General features: G+C 73.6%; 10 protein-coding genes. 4 read left to right on the forward strand and 6 right to left on the reverse strand.

Annotated features, from left to right (window positions below; all coding sequences use genetic code 11):
- Positions 1-3: 3 nt before the first annotated feature.
- From ACWEVS_RS02800 to ACWEVS_RS02815, 4 genes are all read right to left on the reverse strand, one after another.
- On the reverse strand, positions 4-3,318 hold the full coding sequence (locus tag ACWEVS_RS02800; RefSeq protein ID WP_452549619.1) for an ATP-dependent helicase: 3,315 nt from the start codon (positions 3,316-3,318) through the stop codon (positions 4-6).
- The gene (locus ACWEVS_RS02805) at positions 3,312-6,896 is read right to left on the reverse strand and encodes a UvrD-helicase domain-containing protein (RefSeq protein WP_452549894.1); all 3,585 of its coding nucleotides are present in this window, start codon (positions 6,894-6,896) and stop codon (positions 3,312-3,314) included. Before ACWEVS_RS02805 ends, ACWEVS_RS02800 begins: the two co-directional genes overlap by 7 nt.
- A gap of 266 nt (positions 6,897-7,162) precedes the next feature.
- Positions 7,163-8,773: a DUF885 domain-containing protein gene (locus tag ACWEVS_RS02810; RefSeq protein ID WP_452549621.1), complete on the reverse strand. Its 1,611-nt coding sequence runs from the start codon at positions 8,771-8,773 to the stop codon at positions 7,163-7,165.
- A 43-nt stretch (positions 8,774-8,816) separates the two neighbouring features.
- Complete coding sequence (locus ACWEVS_RS02815; protein WP_452549623.1) at positions 8,817-10,010, reverse strand: MFS transporter; 1,194 nt, start codon at positions 10,008-10,010, stop codon at positions 8,817-8,819.
- 88 nt (positions 10,011-10,098) lie between these two features.
- Between ACWEVS_RS02815 and ACWEVS_RS02820 the strand changes: the two genes are divergently transcribed.
- Positions 10,099-10,638: a CGNR zinc finger domain-containing protein gene (locus tag ACWEVS_RS02820; protein ID WP_449917666.1), complete on the forward strand. Its 540-nt coding sequence runs from the start codon at positions 10,099-10,101 to the stop codon at positions 10,636-10,638.
- 118 nt (positions 10,639-10,756) lie between these two features.
- Here the strand turns inward: ACWEVS_RS02820 and ACWEVS_RS02825 are convergent, their stop codons facing one another.
- Positions 10,757-10,915: a hypothetical protein gene (locus ACWEVS_RS02825; protein ID WP_449917669.1), complete on the reverse strand. Its 159-nt coding sequence runs from the start codon at positions 10,913-10,915 to the stop codon at positions 10,757-10,759.
- 212 nt (positions 10,916-11,127) lie between these two features.
- On the opposite strand from ACWEVS_RS02825, the gene ACWEVS_RS02830 reads away from it, so the two are divergent.
- Entirely contained in the window at positions 11,128-12,072 is a 945-nt protein-coding gene (locus ACWEVS_RS02830) for a GNAT family N-acetyltransferase (RefSeq protein WP_452549625.1), read from the forward strand.
- A 134-nt stretch (positions 12,073-12,206) separates the two neighbouring features.
- Here the strand turns inward: ACWEVS_RS02830 and ACWEVS_RS02835 are convergent, their stop codons facing one another.
- Complete coding sequence (locus ACWEVS_RS02835) at positions 12,207-12,818, reverse strand: YdeI/OmpD-associated family protein (protein ID WP_452415899.1); 612 nt, start codon at positions 12,816-12,818, stop codon at positions 12,207-12,209.
- Positions 12,819-12,986: 168 nt separating this feature from the next.
- Between ACWEVS_RS02835 and ACWEVS_RS02840 the strand changes: the two genes are divergently transcribed.
- Both ACWEVS_RS02840 and ACWEVS_RS02845 read left to right on the forward strand, forming a co-directional pair.
- Positions 12,987-13,976 (forward strand): hypothetical protein, encoded by a 990-nt coding sequence (locus tag ACWEVS_RS02840; protein ID WP_452549627.1) that lies wholly within the window; start codon positions 12,987-12,989, stop codon positions 13,974-13,976.
- A complete protein-coding gene (locus ACWEVS_RS02845; protein WP_449917677.1) occupies positions 13,970-14,335 on the forward strand; it encodes a GntR family transcriptional regulator in 366 nt (121 codons plus the stop codon). The genes ACWEVS_RS02840 and ACWEVS_RS02845 overlap by 7 nt, the downstream gene beginning before the upstream one ends.
- Positions 14,336-14,415 lie beyond the last annotated feature (80 nt).

A 14,415-nucleotide genomic window follows, 5' to 3' on the forward strand; every position in this document is an offset into this window, starting at 1 on the left:
GGGTCAGCGGCGCAGCGGGACCGACTCGATCAGCGCGACCAGGCCGTCGGCGTCCAGCAGGTCGACGGGGCGGACGGTCCTGTTGAAGCGCACGTAGTGGAAGGCGGCGCCCACCCGCTCCAGCGGCACCCCGGCCAGGTGCGACCACGCCAGCCGGTAGGCGGCCAGCTGCACGGCCGCGCCGCGGGCCGCCTTGCCGGAGGGCGGGCGGCCCGTCTTCCAGTCGACCACCTCGTAGGAGCCGTCGTCCCGCTCGAAGACGGCGTCCATGCGGCCGCGCACCAGCCGGTCGGCGATCATGGTCTCGAACGGGACCTCCAGGTCGAGCGGCTCCCTGCCCGCCCACTCGCTCTCCTCGAAGCGTTCCTGCAGCTCCGCCAGCCGGGCGTCGATCTCCTCCGGCTCGTCGTAGGCGCCGGGCAGCTCGAAGTCGTCGATCAGCCGCTGCTGCCCCCACCTGGACTCCAGCCACTTGTGGAAGGAGGTGCCGCGGCGGGCCAGCGGAGCCGGCTGGGTGGGAACGGGCCGGCGGATCCTGCGGGCCAGCGCGCGCGGGTCGGTGGCGAGCGTGACCAGCGAGGAGACGGTCAGCCTGGCGGGCAGCTCCACCACGGTCTGCGTGCGGCGCCCGCCGGAGGCCCGCTCCCTGAGCAGCAGGTCGGTGTCGCGCGCCCAGGCCCGCAGCCGCTCCGCGTCGCCCTCGCCGATCTCCTCCGCGCCCTCCACGCCCTCCGCACTCTCCATGCCCTCCGTGTCGGGCTCGTCGTCGAGCCCGGCCGTCTCCCCCAGGTCGGGCGGCTCCATCAGCGCCCGCAGCACCAGGTCGGCGCCCTCCTCGATGGCCTGCCGGCGGACGCCGCCGGGAGCGAGCGGCCAGGTGGCCTCCGCGGGCTCGGCGAGCAGCGGGTTGGTGGCCCCCTCCGCCGGCTCCGGCGCCCAGCAGGCGACCCTGCCGCAGGTGTCCCTGATCTCCAGCAGGAAGTCGGACGGCTCCAGCGGCTTGGACGCGGTCCCCCACCGGTACCCGGAGGCGATGAGGTGGTAGTGGGCGCGGGTGACCGCCACGTAGGCCAGGCGGCGCTCCTCCATCAGGTCACGGTCGCGGCAGCGCTCGTCGAAGGCGTCCAGCTCGTCCCTGGTGAGCCCGGCCAGCCTGGGCAGGTCGGCGACGTCGCCGCGCAGCGGGTAGGGCAGCTTGCGCGGATTGTCGGTCCAGCGGCTGTTGGTGACCGGGGTGGAGGGGAAGATGCTGCCCTTGGTGATGCCGGTCCTGCCCACCAGCTGCGACAGCCCCGGCACGACGACGATCGGCCACTCCAGGCCCTTCGAGGCGTGGACGGTCATCAGCTTCACGCTGTTGCTCTCACCGACCCTGCCGGCCTCCAGGCCGAACTCCTCGCTCTCTGCCGCCTCCAGGTAGGCCAGGAAGGCGCCGAGCGTCGGGTCCTCGGCGTCGCCCGCGAAACGGGAGGCGGCGTCGAGGAAGGCGTCCAGATCCGCGCGGGCCGCGACGGCGCCTGCCGTACCGGCTCGGGCCGCCACCTCGATGTCGAGGCCCATGCGGCGCTCGGCCTCGGTGATCAGGTCGGGCAGCGGCTGGTGCGTGTGCGCGCGCAGGTGGCGCAGCTCCTGGGCGAGCGCCACCATCCTGGTCCTGGCCAGCGGCGAGAACGCCTCCAGCCACTCCGGCCGGTCCGGCAGCTCGTCCAGCGCGTCGACCAGGCTGCCGCGCTCCTCGGCGAGGTCCGCGACGGCCTGGTCCAGCGGATCGGCCACGCGCTCGGTGCCCTCGCGCAGCTCACGGTTCAGCTCCCTGGCGAACTCGCCGAGCTGCCGCAGGTCCGCCGGGCCGATCCGCCAGCGCGGGCCCGCCAGCAGCCGGGCCAGCGCGTCGCCCGCGCCCGCGTCGTACAGCACCCTCAGCGTGGCCACGAGGTCGCTGACCTCCGGCACGGTCAGCAGCCCGCCGAGGCCCACCACCTCGACCGGGATGTCGCGCTCCTCGAGCGCCCGGCGCAGCACGGGGAACTGCGACCGCTTGCGCGCCAGCACCGCGATGTCCTGGGGCTGGACGGCCGGCGTCTTCTTGCGCTCCCCGCCGCCCCACGGCAGGCCGTCGGGCGCCACCTCATGGCCGAGCGCCTGCCTGACCTGCTCGGCCACCCACCGCGCCTCGTCCTCGGCGGTCTCGTGGAAGGCGCACGTCACGCGGCCCCTGTCGACCCGGTTCGGCCCCGGCACGAGCACCGGCACCTCGCGGGCCTCCATGCGCAGCGGCAGCTGGACGCGCGCGGCCACGTCGAGGACCCGGTCGCCGTTGCGGAAGCTGACGCTCAGCTGCCTGACCGGCGCCGGGTCGCCCTTGGCCGTCGGGAAGTCGGCGACGAAGCGCCGCAGGTTGCCCGACGAGGCGCCGCGCCAGCCGTAGATGGACTGGCAGGGGTCGCCGACGGCGGTGACCGGGTGGCCGGTGCCGTACAGGCTCCTGAGCAGGACGAGCTGGGCGTGACTGGTGTCCTGGTACTCGTCGAGCAGCACCACCGAGTAGCGGGCACGCTCGATGCGGCCCACGTCGGGATGGTTGGCGGCGATGCGGGCCGCCAGCGACATCTGGTCGCCGTAGTCGATCACCTCGCGGGCCCGCTTGAGCCGCTCGTAGGCCTCCACCAGGGGAAGCAACTGCTCGCGGGCGTCGTGCACGCCGATCGGCCGGCGCTGGCGGACGGTGGTCGCCTCGCCCCGGCGCTCGCGCAGCCACTCGCCCACCCTCCTGACGTCCGCGCTCGAACGCAGGTGCTCCGACATCTCACCCGCCAGCTCCAGCACGGCGGCCGTGACCGAGGGCGGGCCCAGCTCGATCCGGTCCATCGGCCCGTCGTACATCGCGACCACCCGCGAGGCCAGCTGCCACGAGACGGCGGGCGTGACCAGGCGCATCGTCGGTTCGAGCGCCTCGCGGACGGCGTGGTCGGTGACCAGGCGGGCGGCGTAGGCGTGATAGGTCGAGACGGTCGGCTCGTTGTCGAGCACCTGCGCCGGCACCAGCCCCGCCTCGGCCAGGCCGTTCAGGCGCTCCCGCACCCGGTGGGCCAGCTCGGCGGCGGCCTTGCGGGTGAAGGTGAGACCGAGGACGCGCTCGGGTTTGACCAGGCCGTTGGCCACCAGCCAGACGACCCGGCCCGCCATGGTCTCGCTCTTGCCCGAGCCCGCTCCTGCCATGACGACCATGGGTTCGAGCGGCGCCTCGATGACCGCGGCCTGCTCCGGCGTGGGCGGCAGGATGCCGAGCTTGTCCGCCAGCTCGACGGGGCTCAGCACACCTGCCCCCCGCTGTCGTTGACCGGGCAGCTCCCCTTGGCCGCGCACGTGCGGCAGCCGTCGTTGACCTTCGCCTGGAAGAACGGGCCCGACATGCCGATGGCGACCGTGTCGACCATGTCCCTGGCCCAGTTGTCGTCCCTGTCGAGCGGGGCCTGCGCCTGCTCCTTGGCCTCCTTGCCGGCGGCCTTGCCGACCTGCACCAGCGCGGCGCCGCCCGGCTCGGCCAGGCCGTGCCGCTTGAACGCGTCCAGCAGCACCGCCAGCTGGTAGACGCCGAGCTGAGGATGCCGGTCCAGCTCCTCGGGCCGCGGCTTCGAACTGCCGGTCTTGAGGTCGATGATGAACGCCCTGCCCTGCTCGTCCATCTCCACCCGGTCGACCCGGCCCTTGATCTGCACGCCCTCCGACACCATCGCCACGAACGACTCCTCCGTGGCGACGACGGTCCTGCCGTTGCGGCGCTGCCACTCCATGAACTTGGCGATCATCTGCTCGGCGACCCTGCGCTGCTTGCGGTTGAACCAGACGCCGCCGAAGTCGAGCTCGGTCCAGATGTCGTCGAGCCGCTTGCCCAGCAGCTCCTCCCCGGCCAGATCCTCGGTGGCCAGAACGGCCAGCGCGTGGACGACCGTGCCGAGACCCTGCGCCGAACTCGTGCCCGCCGCGCCCACCGCCGTCTCCAGCAGCCAGCGCAGCCCGCACTTGGTGAAGCTCTCCACGGCCGAGGGCGAGATGCGCACGATGCCGTCCGGCCAGCTCAGCGGGCGATCGTCGGACAGTGGGGTGAGCGCGTACCACTCGCTGGGATGCGCGCCCTGCACACCCTGCCTGGCCAGGCGCGCCAGATGCCGCGCCGCCTGCGTGCGCATGCGCTCCGGCTGCGCGGCGTCGGTGACCACGCTGCGCAGGTCGGCGACGAGCGCGGCCAGGTTCAGCCACCTGGCGTGGTCGTCGACCGTCGCCTCCTCCACCGCGCCCGGCATCAGCTCCGACAGGAACCTCGACGGACGCTCGTCGGCGTCCTCTCCGCCGATCGCGGTGACGACCAGCTTCTCCCGCGCCCTGGTGGCGGCCACGTAGAACAGGCGCCGCTCCTCGGCCAGCTGCCTGGCGGCCAGCGCGGCGACGGTCGCGTCCGTGGAGTCGAGCGGCGCGCCCTCGGCCAGCTCGACCAGCTCGTCGATGCCCAGCAGCGAGCCCTTGAGCCTGATGTCGGGCCACACCCCCTCCTGGACGCCCGCCACGACGACCAGGTCCCACTCCAGGCCCTTGGACCGGTGGGCGGTGAGCACCCTGACCGCGTCGCCGTCCGGGGCCCGCTCGGCGAGCGTGTCGCCGGGGATCTCCTGGGAGGACAGATCCTCCAGGAACACCTCAGGGCCCGCCTTCGGCATCCGGTCCACGAACCTGGCGGCGTAGTCGAAGAGGGCGACCACGGCGTCCAGGTCCCTGTCGGCCTGCGCTCCCCTGGCGCCGCCCGCGAGGCTGAGGTCGGTCCACCGCTCGGCCAGGCCGCTGGCCTGCCACACCGCCCAGATCACGTCCTCCGCCGTGCCCCCGGCCTGTACGGCGTCGCGGGCGGTCTGGATGAGCTTGGCCACGCGTTCGGCGGGATGGGCGATGTGCGGCTCGATCCTGACCAGCTCTCTGACGTCCTTGAGGGCGGCGATGAGCAGCTCGCCCGACGACCGCGGCGGCCCGGACCGGTCCCGGGGCGCGACCTTCCCGGCGTCTTCGAGCGTGTCGGAGCGGGCAGACGCATCAGCGGGACCCGCGGGCGCGTCGGAACCAGCGGACGCGTCGGAACCAGCGGACGTGTCAGAGCCGGCGGACGCTTCGGGACCGGCGGACGCGTCGGGACCGGCGGACGCGTCGGGACCGGCGGACGTGTCAGAGCCGGCGGACGTGTCGGAGCCGGCGGACGTGTCGGAGCCGGCGGACGCTTCGGGACCGGCGGACGCGTCGGGGCCAGCGGGCGCGTCAGCGGGTCCGGCGGAGGGGCGCGCTTTCCCGGGCAGGAGGTGGGTGATCTCGTTCTCGGCGATCTTGAGGGCGCGCCTGAGCCGGCGGACGCCGAGCATGTCGGTGCCCCCCAACGGCCCGGTCAGCAGTTCCTCGGCCGCCGCCTCGTCGAGCGCGCGCGGGTCGAGGACGACGCGGAGCGTGGTGAGCAGCGGACGGACGCCGGGCTCCTGCGCCAGCGGCACCTCGTCGCCCGCCACCATCGTCGGCACACCGGCGCTCACCAGCGCACGCCTGAGCAGCGGCACCTGCCGGGTGGCCGACCGCACCAGCACGGCCATCCGATGCCACGGCATCCCGTCGATGAGGTGGGCCCGGCGGAGGGTGTCGGCGACCACCGCCGCCTCCTGGCTGACGCTGTCGGCCAGGAGCACCCGGACCTGCCCGGGGTCGACGTCCTCGGGCGCGACCAGGTCCCGGTGACCGCGCGCTTGCCGCCGGTCGGGCCGCTCCCACGCCTTCCCTGCCTCCCCCGGACGCGTCCCGGCCACCGGGGAGACACGAGCGTCCGAGGCGGCGGAAGGCCGCCCGCCGGACGCCGCCGGGTAGCCGACGCTGGGAGCGGGAGCGGCGGGCAGGCGGGCGGCGACGCGGCGCGAGGCGGCCAGCAGGTCGGTGCCGCTGCGGCGCGAGACGTGGAGCGCCACCACGGGCGCGGGACGCCCCGCACGGTCGCGGAAGCGTTCGGGGAAGCGCAGGATCCCCTGGACGTCAGCCCCGCGGAAGCCGTAGATCGACTGGTCGGGGTCGCCGACGGCGACGAGGTCGCGCCCGTCGCCCGCCAGCTGGCGCAGCAGGTGCTCCTGCGCGGGATCGGTGTCCTGGTACTCGTCGACGAACACCGCGTCGTACGCCGAGCGCTCGCGGTGCCGTACCGAGGGGTCGGCGAGCAGCGCGGCGGCGGCCCTGACCAGTTCGGCGTAGTCGAGCGACAGCTCGGGGTCGAGGTCGAACCGTTCCTGGTAGCGCTGGGAGAAGCGGCCCGCGGCCGCCCAGTCCGCCCTGCCGTACTGCCGGCCCAGCTCCACCAGGCGCGCCGCGTCGAGGCCGCGCTCGCCCGCGCGGGCCAGGAAGTCGCGTAGCTCCTCGGCGAAGCCGCGCGTCTTGAGCGCCTCGCGCAGCGACTCGGGCCACAGGCGGGCGCCGTCCTCGAGCTCGCCGTGGAGCAGGCGGCGGATCTCCAGCAGCTGTTCGGGACCGGTGAGCAGGCGCGGCGGCTCCCTGCCCTCGAGGACGGCCTCCCTGCGCAGCAGCGCGTAGGCGTAGCTGTGGAAGGTGAGCGCGAGCGGGGTCCTGGTGGTGCGGCGCATGCGGCTGGTCACCCGCTGGCGCAGCTCCTCGGCCGCCTTGCGGCTGAAGGTGAGGATGAGGACGCGTTCGGGGTCGACGCCGCGCCGCTCGACGCGGTCGACGACGGCCTCGACGATCGTGGTGGTCTTGCCGGTGCCGGGGCCCGCGAGGACCAGCAGCGGGCCGCCTGGGTGCTCGACCACGGCGCGCTGGTCACGGTCGAGCGCAGGGGCCGCACCGGGCCCACTGCCTCGTCGCCGCACCAACCGCCAGGTCTGAGAACTCACAGCACTAGATTCCACCAGACCACAGGGACAGATCGTGCCGACTTGCCCGGTCTCCCTGCGCGATCCGCCCACCGTACCGGGAGAAATCGTCGCGCCCGTTTTCCGACACGCCCGCTTTCCTGCCGATCTGTACGGCACGCAGGGCTCCATCGGCACTGGTCGAGCCGGCGCCACGCGTCCGGCCAGGCCGGTCCCCCGCCGGACACGAGGGACCGCGCCCGTTCCCCTCCGTTTCCCCTACGTCAGATCTCGCGGAGTGCGGCGCTGAGGTTGCCCAGGCCGATCGGGCCCAGGTTGAGGGCGGCGGTGTGCCACTGCTTCAGGTCGAAGCCCGGCTTGCGGGCGGCCTCGGCACGCGCCTCCAGCCACGCCCGCTCGCCCAGCTTGTAGGTGATCGCCTGCGCGGGCCAGCCGAAGTACCTGACGATCTCGGCGTGGACGCTGTGCGGCAGCGCGCGGCCACGGTCACGCAGCGTCTCGCAGGCCTTCTCGAAGCTCCACCGGGAGCCGTCGGGCAGCGGCAGGTCCAGGTGGACGCCGATGTCGATCACGACGCGCGCGGCCCTGAGGGCCGATTCGGCCAGCATGCCCATGCGGGTGCCCGGCTCGGTGTGCCAGCCCAGCTCGTCGGCCAGCCGCTCGGCGTACAGCGCCCAGCCCTCGCCGTGCCCGCTGACCCAGGAGAACTTCGAGAAGCGCGACATCCGGTCACCCGCCACGGCGACCGCGCCGATCTGCAGGTGGTGTCCGGGGACGCCCTCGTGGAAGACGACCGACAGCTCGTTCCACGTGGCGAACCGCTCCCGCCCGCCCACCGGCCACCAGGTGCGGCCGGGGCGCGTCAGGTCCTCGCTCGGCCCCGTGTAGTACGGCGCGCCGGCCGTCGAGCCTGGCAGCAGCTTCACGTCGACCGTGCGCAGCGGCTCGGCGATGTCGAAGTGGGTGCCGTGCAGCGCCTCGACGGCGAAGTCGTGCCTGTCCCTGAGCCAGGCGTGGAAGGCCTCGGCGCCCTCGACGTACTGCGTCTCGTTGAGGTGCGCGATCGCCTCGTCGACGCTCGCGCCGGGCAGGATGGCGTGGGCCTCCTCGGCCATCTCCTCTTCGATCCTGTGCAGTTCGGCCCAGCCCCACTCGTAGGCGTCGAGCGGGTCGATGTCGGCGCCGAGGTTCTGCCGGGCGGCGACGGCGTAGCGCTCGGGGCCGACGCCGTCGTGCTCGGCGGCCCGCGGCGCGTACTCCCGCAGGAGGTAGCGGGCCGCGTCCGCGTAGCCCTGGTGGGCCTGGGCGGCGGCCTTGGCCAGCTCGCCGGCCAGCGGCCCGTCGCCGTAGGCGGCGACCAGGTCGTCGTGCGTGCCCGCGTACTGTTCGGCCTGGGCCGCGCCCTCCACCGCCTGCCGTCGTGCCGCCACCAGTCCCCTGCGCAGACCTTCGTCGAGCGAGGCCCGCCAGCTCGCCAGCATCTCCGGCACCGCGGCCAGGTGCGCGGCCACCGCGCGCCACTTGTCGTCGTCGCCGGTGGACAGCAGGTCGACGCTGTCCCGCACCGAGGAGAGCATGCCGAAGGGGCTGCGCAGGTCGCGGTACTGCTCGCCGGTCTCGAACCACGCGGCCTGCGCCTGCAGGCGTTCGCGCAGGTGGTCGGCGGCGCGGCGGTCGTCGGCCGAGGTGGGCCTGAGGGTGTCGAGCTCGGCCAGCGTGGACCTGGTCAGCTCGTGCCTGGCGGCGTGTCCCTCGGGGCTGTAGTCGGTGGCCACGCCGAAGTCGCCGGTGATTCCGAGGTAGACGGCATCGATGGGGTCGAGCTGAGCCGCTCTGGTGACGTATTCATCACAAAGCCGGAAAATGGGGGTCATTTCGGCAACCGTACCGACTGGGCCCCTGGTGGGCATGTTCTTTTCAGGCCGCCGGCGCCTCGACCGCCGCCATCCGCCTCGGGGAGCCGGGGATGAGCGGTACGGCCAGGAGCGGCGCCAGGGCCGCGAGTGCCCAGACGACCGTCCACGACGACGTCGCGGCCAGCACGACCGGGATCAGGACGGGAGTGAGGAAGCCGGCGGCGAAGAGCGTGGTGCCCTCCAGACCGAGAGCCGCGCCCTCGCGTCCCGGACCCGCCATGACGGCGATCTCGGTGTAGGCGACGCCGTGCCACGCGTTGGCCAGCAGCCCGCCCAGCGCGAGGGCGGCGACGGTCAGCGGGGTGGGCGCGTGGGTGAGGACGGCGGCGCCCGCCATGACCACCGCGATGAGCACGCCGATCCCCTTGATCATGGTACGGCGGTCGCCGCCGCGGTCGCTGAGCCGTCCCGTCCACACCCTGGCCGCGCCCCCACCGAGCTGCGCGATCAGCACGACCAGGCCGGCCAGCGCCACGCCCTCGCCCTTGACGTCGTGCAGGAAGATCGCGGAGAAGGCCAGCACGGCGAACTGCGGCACCGTCAGCAGCCCGCCGGCCAGCGCGAAACGCCAGACGTCCCAGCGGCGAAGCGGGGAGGCGGAACGCTCGCGCACGACGGCGGCGACCTCGGCGGCGGGCAGCCAGCGCCACGTGGCGGCCGCGGTGAGCGCGAAGAACCCGGCCAGCACGCCGTAGACCAGCGCGAACCCGTGGGCCTCGGCCAGCCACGGCAGCAGGGCGACCCCGACCGCGCCGCCGACGGGGATCGCCGTCTGCCGCACGCTCATGGCGAAGCCGCGTTGCCCGTCGGCGAACCAGGTCATGACCGCCCGTCCCGAGGAGCCGTTGACGCTGCCGCCCAGCGCCCCCGCGGCCACCATGCAGGCGGCCAGCGCCGCCACGGAGCGGAGGGGGACCAGCGCCATCATCGCCATGAGCGCCCCCGTCGAGAGCAGGCCGGTGAGCAGGATCCGGCGGTCGCCGTACCTGTCGGTCAGCAGTCCCCACCCGATCTCGGAGATCGCCACGCCGAGCCCCAGACCGCCCAGGACCAGTCCGAGCCGGCCGGTCGAGAGGTGGTAGTCGGCGCGCATCGTGACCCCCGTGACCGGCAGCCCGGAGAACATCGCCGAGAAGCTCGCCTGCGCGGCGACACCCAGCGACAGGACGATCCATCGGTGGTTGGGTCCTGGCACGATCAGCTCCCTGTAATAACCGGCAAAGGCGGTTATCTGACCGTCGCAGGCCACAAACTAACCTGTCAAGTCGGTTACTATGGGGTTCGTGGAGTTCACCTTCGTCAGCGGGAACCTGGGCCTCGACCTCGCCGGGACGGTCGGCCACCGGCGCAACGAGCGCGTCGACCTGCTGAGCACGCCCGCCGACCTGGCCCGGTGGACGGTCGCCGCCGGGCTGCTGGACGCCCCGCCCGCCGCGGACGCGGACGACCTGGCGCGGGCCAGGGCGCTGCGCGAGGCGATCTACCGGCTGGCTTCGGCCGTACGGCTCGGCGCCGGGTTCGAGCCCGCCGACCTCGACCTGGTCAACCAGGCCGCCGGGGGGCGGCTCCCGGACGTGCGGCTGCTCCCGTCCGGGGACGTGGCGCGCGCGGGAGACGTGGCCGCCGCCCTCGCCACCGCCGCCAGGGCGGCGATCGACCTGCTCGGCGGGGCCCAGGCGGCGAGCGTCAGGGAGTGCGAGGCCGCCCCCTGCACCCGGCTGTACGTGGACACCTCGCACCGGCGCACGCGGCGGTGGTGCGACATGCGCGGATGCGGCAACCGGGCCAAGGCCGCCGCCTTCCGCGCGCGAGCCTCCGGCTGATCCGGCCACGGCACGACTCTCGCCGGGTCAGGCGGGCGGCGGCACGGCCATGGGCACGCCCGCCTCACCACCGCGAGGCGCTCGGCGTCCTGCGACCGGCCTGCGGCCGCCGCGGGCCTCAACGGACGACGAAACCGCGCCAGACGACGCGACGCCTGTTCTCCACGGGCCACTCGCCGGCGCGGACCCCGGAGTGGACGAGCGCGATCAGGGCGGCGCCCATGCCGCCGACGACCAGCACGCCCACGAGCAGCATCAGGATGTGTCCCATGTTCACGACGAGCTCCGATCTAATTGAAACTTAAACTAGATGCCTCCAACCCGCGGAACGCCCGGCGCATTCCCTGTTGCGCCAGGCAGCGGCAGGCCGCTAGGGTCCGGGCGGTGATCGATCGGAGGAGGTGAGGAGCAGCATGTCGTCCGCCATGTCGTCGCGCTCTCCCTCCGGACGGGTGTCCGCCTGAGGGAGCGCTCCCGCAAGGAGATCCCTTGACCGAAACCGACTTCCGCGCTCTCACCGACGAGCGCGAGTTCCCCCTGTTCGACCGCGTCACCCGCCTTCCTGACTCCGGCGTCGGCCGGCGCAGCCGTGCCTTCGCCGAGCTCGCGGCCGATGGCGAGTACCGGCCCGCCTGGGTCTGGATCGCCCAGCGCGGCGACGAGGTCGTCGCCCGCGCCGCGTTCTGGGGCCCGGCCGACGCCGAGCACCCGTGGGCCCTCGACTTCTTCGACTTCGACACCGTCGAGACGGGCGCCGCCCTGCTCCGCGCCGCCTACGCCGCCCTCGTCCCACCCGGCTACCACTCCCCGCTGGGCAGGCGGCCCGAATACCACCTCTTCCTGCCCGCCGACTGGCGCGAGCGTCCCGACGCCAGGGCCGACGCCGACGCGCGGGCCAGGGCGGCCGAGCTGGCCGGCCTGGACTTCCACGTGGAACGGCTCAACCTCACCTGGAAGCGCGAGGACGGCCTGCCGTCCCGTCCGGCCAGGCTGACGTTCAGCCCCGTCACGGACGACGAGGTGCTGCTCGACCTCCTGGCGAACGTCCTGATCGGCAGCCTCGACGCCTGGGACAGCCGCGAGCTGCTCACCAGGACGCCGCGCGAGGTGGCCGCCGAGACGATGACGCTGCTCGCGGACATGCCCGGTGGACGCGGCCGGTGGCGGCTGGCCCACGACGCGTCCGGCGCGCTCGTGGGGATGGTCATGCCCACCAGGAACGCGAAGTCGGCGACCGTCGGCTACATCGGCGTCGACCATCGCCATCGCGGCAACGGCTATGCCTTCGACCTGCTTGCCGAGGCGATGCACCTGTTCGCCGAGGAAGGAGAGACGGAGATCAACGACAACACCGACGTGGGCAACGCGCCCATGGCGGCCGTCTTCGAACGGGCCGGATACCGCGTGTCCGGCCGCCGCATGCTCTTCACCTGAGCCGCTTCCCGTGGCGGCCGGCACCCGCCGGTCGCCGCACGCTCTTCACCCGAGCCGTTTCCCGCATGCCACGTCAGCCGCATCACCGCGCGACCGGCCGCACGCCGTGGCCCGGTGGCCCGGCCGCCCGGTGATCAGTCGCTCGCCGGGAGCCGACCGCCGGGCCCAGCCAGGCCGGCGATCGCCGTCCGCAGGCGAACGGCCCGCCCGGCCGGCGTCCTGGCCTTGAGCAGCGGGAGGATCAGCAGGTAGCGGCCGGTCTTGTCGAGTGCCTCGAACCGGGCGGCGGCCTCCGGTTCCGCCGCCAGCGCCTCGGCCAGGTCGGCCGGGACGGTGACGTCGCGCTGCGCGGTGTACGCCGCCTCCCAGCGGCCGTCCGCCCGGGCCGTGGCGACCTCCGCGAGACCGGGCGGACGCATGCGCCCCGCGGCGGTCAACCGCTCCACGTGCTCGACGTTCACCCGCGACCAGGGGCTGCCCTTCCGGCGGCGCGAGTACCGCTGCAGGTAGACGTGCTCGTCACAGGACTTGCGCCGGCTGTCGATCCAGCCGTAGCACAGCGCGACCTCCAGCGCCTGCGCGATCGTGACCGATGCGACGGGCGACCCCTTCTTGGCGATCTTCAGCCAGACCCCGCCGCCGGCGTCGTGATGCTCGGCCAGCCACGTCTCCCACCCCGCGGCGTCCGCGAAGAGCATCGCCCGCTCGGGGTCGCCGGCGCTGCTGGTGATGGGTGCTCGCGACATGGGTGGGCCCTTTCCTTCGGTCCGTGACAGGTCCTATCCTCCGCCGCAAAGTGCTCACCAAATGAGCACTTTGTCGGGGAAGTTGACGTCCCGAGTCCGCACCGGTCCGTTCCGCTCGCCAAACTGTTAGCAGTGTTATAGTCAAAAGCAAACACTTGGAGGTGGCCGGTGTCCCCATCCACGGACTTCGCCGCGCAGCGGCGTCCTCGCCGCCTGGTCCTGACGGTGCTCGGTCCACTGCTGGTGTTCATCGTCCCCATGCTCCTCGTCGGTCTGCTCGGCGAGCGCCTGCCCGATCGGGTCACGGTCAACCACTGGAGCTTCGACACCAGGATCGAGTTCACCTGGCGGGACTGGTCCGCGCAGCCGGTCTTCGGCGTGATGGTGTGGATGGAGGCGTTGCTCGTCATCACGTTCCTGCGTTACTGGCGGGTGCCCGTGGTGCAGCGCCTCCTGGTGGCGATCGGCTTCGTGGTCGGTCTCACGATCCCCGTGGCCTTCATGACCTGGTCGCTGGGGCTGGTCGACGTCCTCGGGGACGCGGCGCCGCCGGGCCGGCCCGTGACGGTCGAGATCGCGGGGACCCTGGGGGCCTTCGCGCTCGGATGGATGGCGGCGGGCCCGTCGCCGGCGCACCCCGAGGCCAGGAGCGCCCCGCCCCCGCACGTGAACGCCATGGCGATCGGCCCGTGGCAGCGGGTGATGTTCGTGACCTCCGCCTGGTCGGTCCGCAGCCTGCTGATCGGCGCTCTGCTGGCGGCCGCGGCCGTGTGGGTGGCCGTCCAGGCGTACACCGGGTGGCTCGGCGTGGCCCTGCTGGCGTTGTGGACGGTGGTGGAGACGGCGCAGGCGCGTACCCGTCTGCAGATCGACGGCTCCGGTGTCACGATGACGTTGCCCTGGCTGCGGCTGCGCCGCACCGTCCCGTGGGCGCGGATACGCTTTGCCGAGGCCAGGCCCGAGGCCCCGGCCGGCCGCTACAAGCTGGACGACCGGGAGCACGGCTGGGGGGCCGTCAGCGGCAGGGGGCCGGTGCTGGTGCTCTCGCTCGCCGACGACCGTTCGTTCGTGTACTCCACCCCGGAGGCGGACACGGCGGCCGCGCTGGTCAACGGCTGGCTCACCAGGCAACGACGCGGAGAGACGGGCTCATGCTGATCACGGTGGATTTCTCGTCGGCCCAGCCGCTGGCGGACCAGGTGGCGGGCGCCGTACGCGCGGCGCTGGCCGGCGGTACGGCGGGGCCCGGAGACCGGTTGCCCTCAGCGCGCAACGTGGCCGCCACCCTCGGCATCAACCTGCACACCGTCCTGCGGGGCTATCAGCAGCTACGCGACGAGGGCCTGGTCGAACTGCGGCGCGGCCGTACGGCCGTCATCTCAGGTACGGCGGACCAGCTGCGGCTGCGCCTCGCGGCGGCGGCCGAGGAGTTCGCGAAGGCCGCCCGGCAGGCGGGAGCCTCTGACGAGGAGGCGCTCGCCGCGGCCCGGCAGGCGCTCCACAGCCTGCGGGACTGACGCCGCCGTCGCGCATCCGCGATGTCACACGGTGGAGGAACGCGCGAAGGGCCCGGGCGCGTGCCCAAGGCCCTTCCGCG

It is taken from the genome of Nonomuraea sp. NPDC003754 (assembly GCF_053605785.1).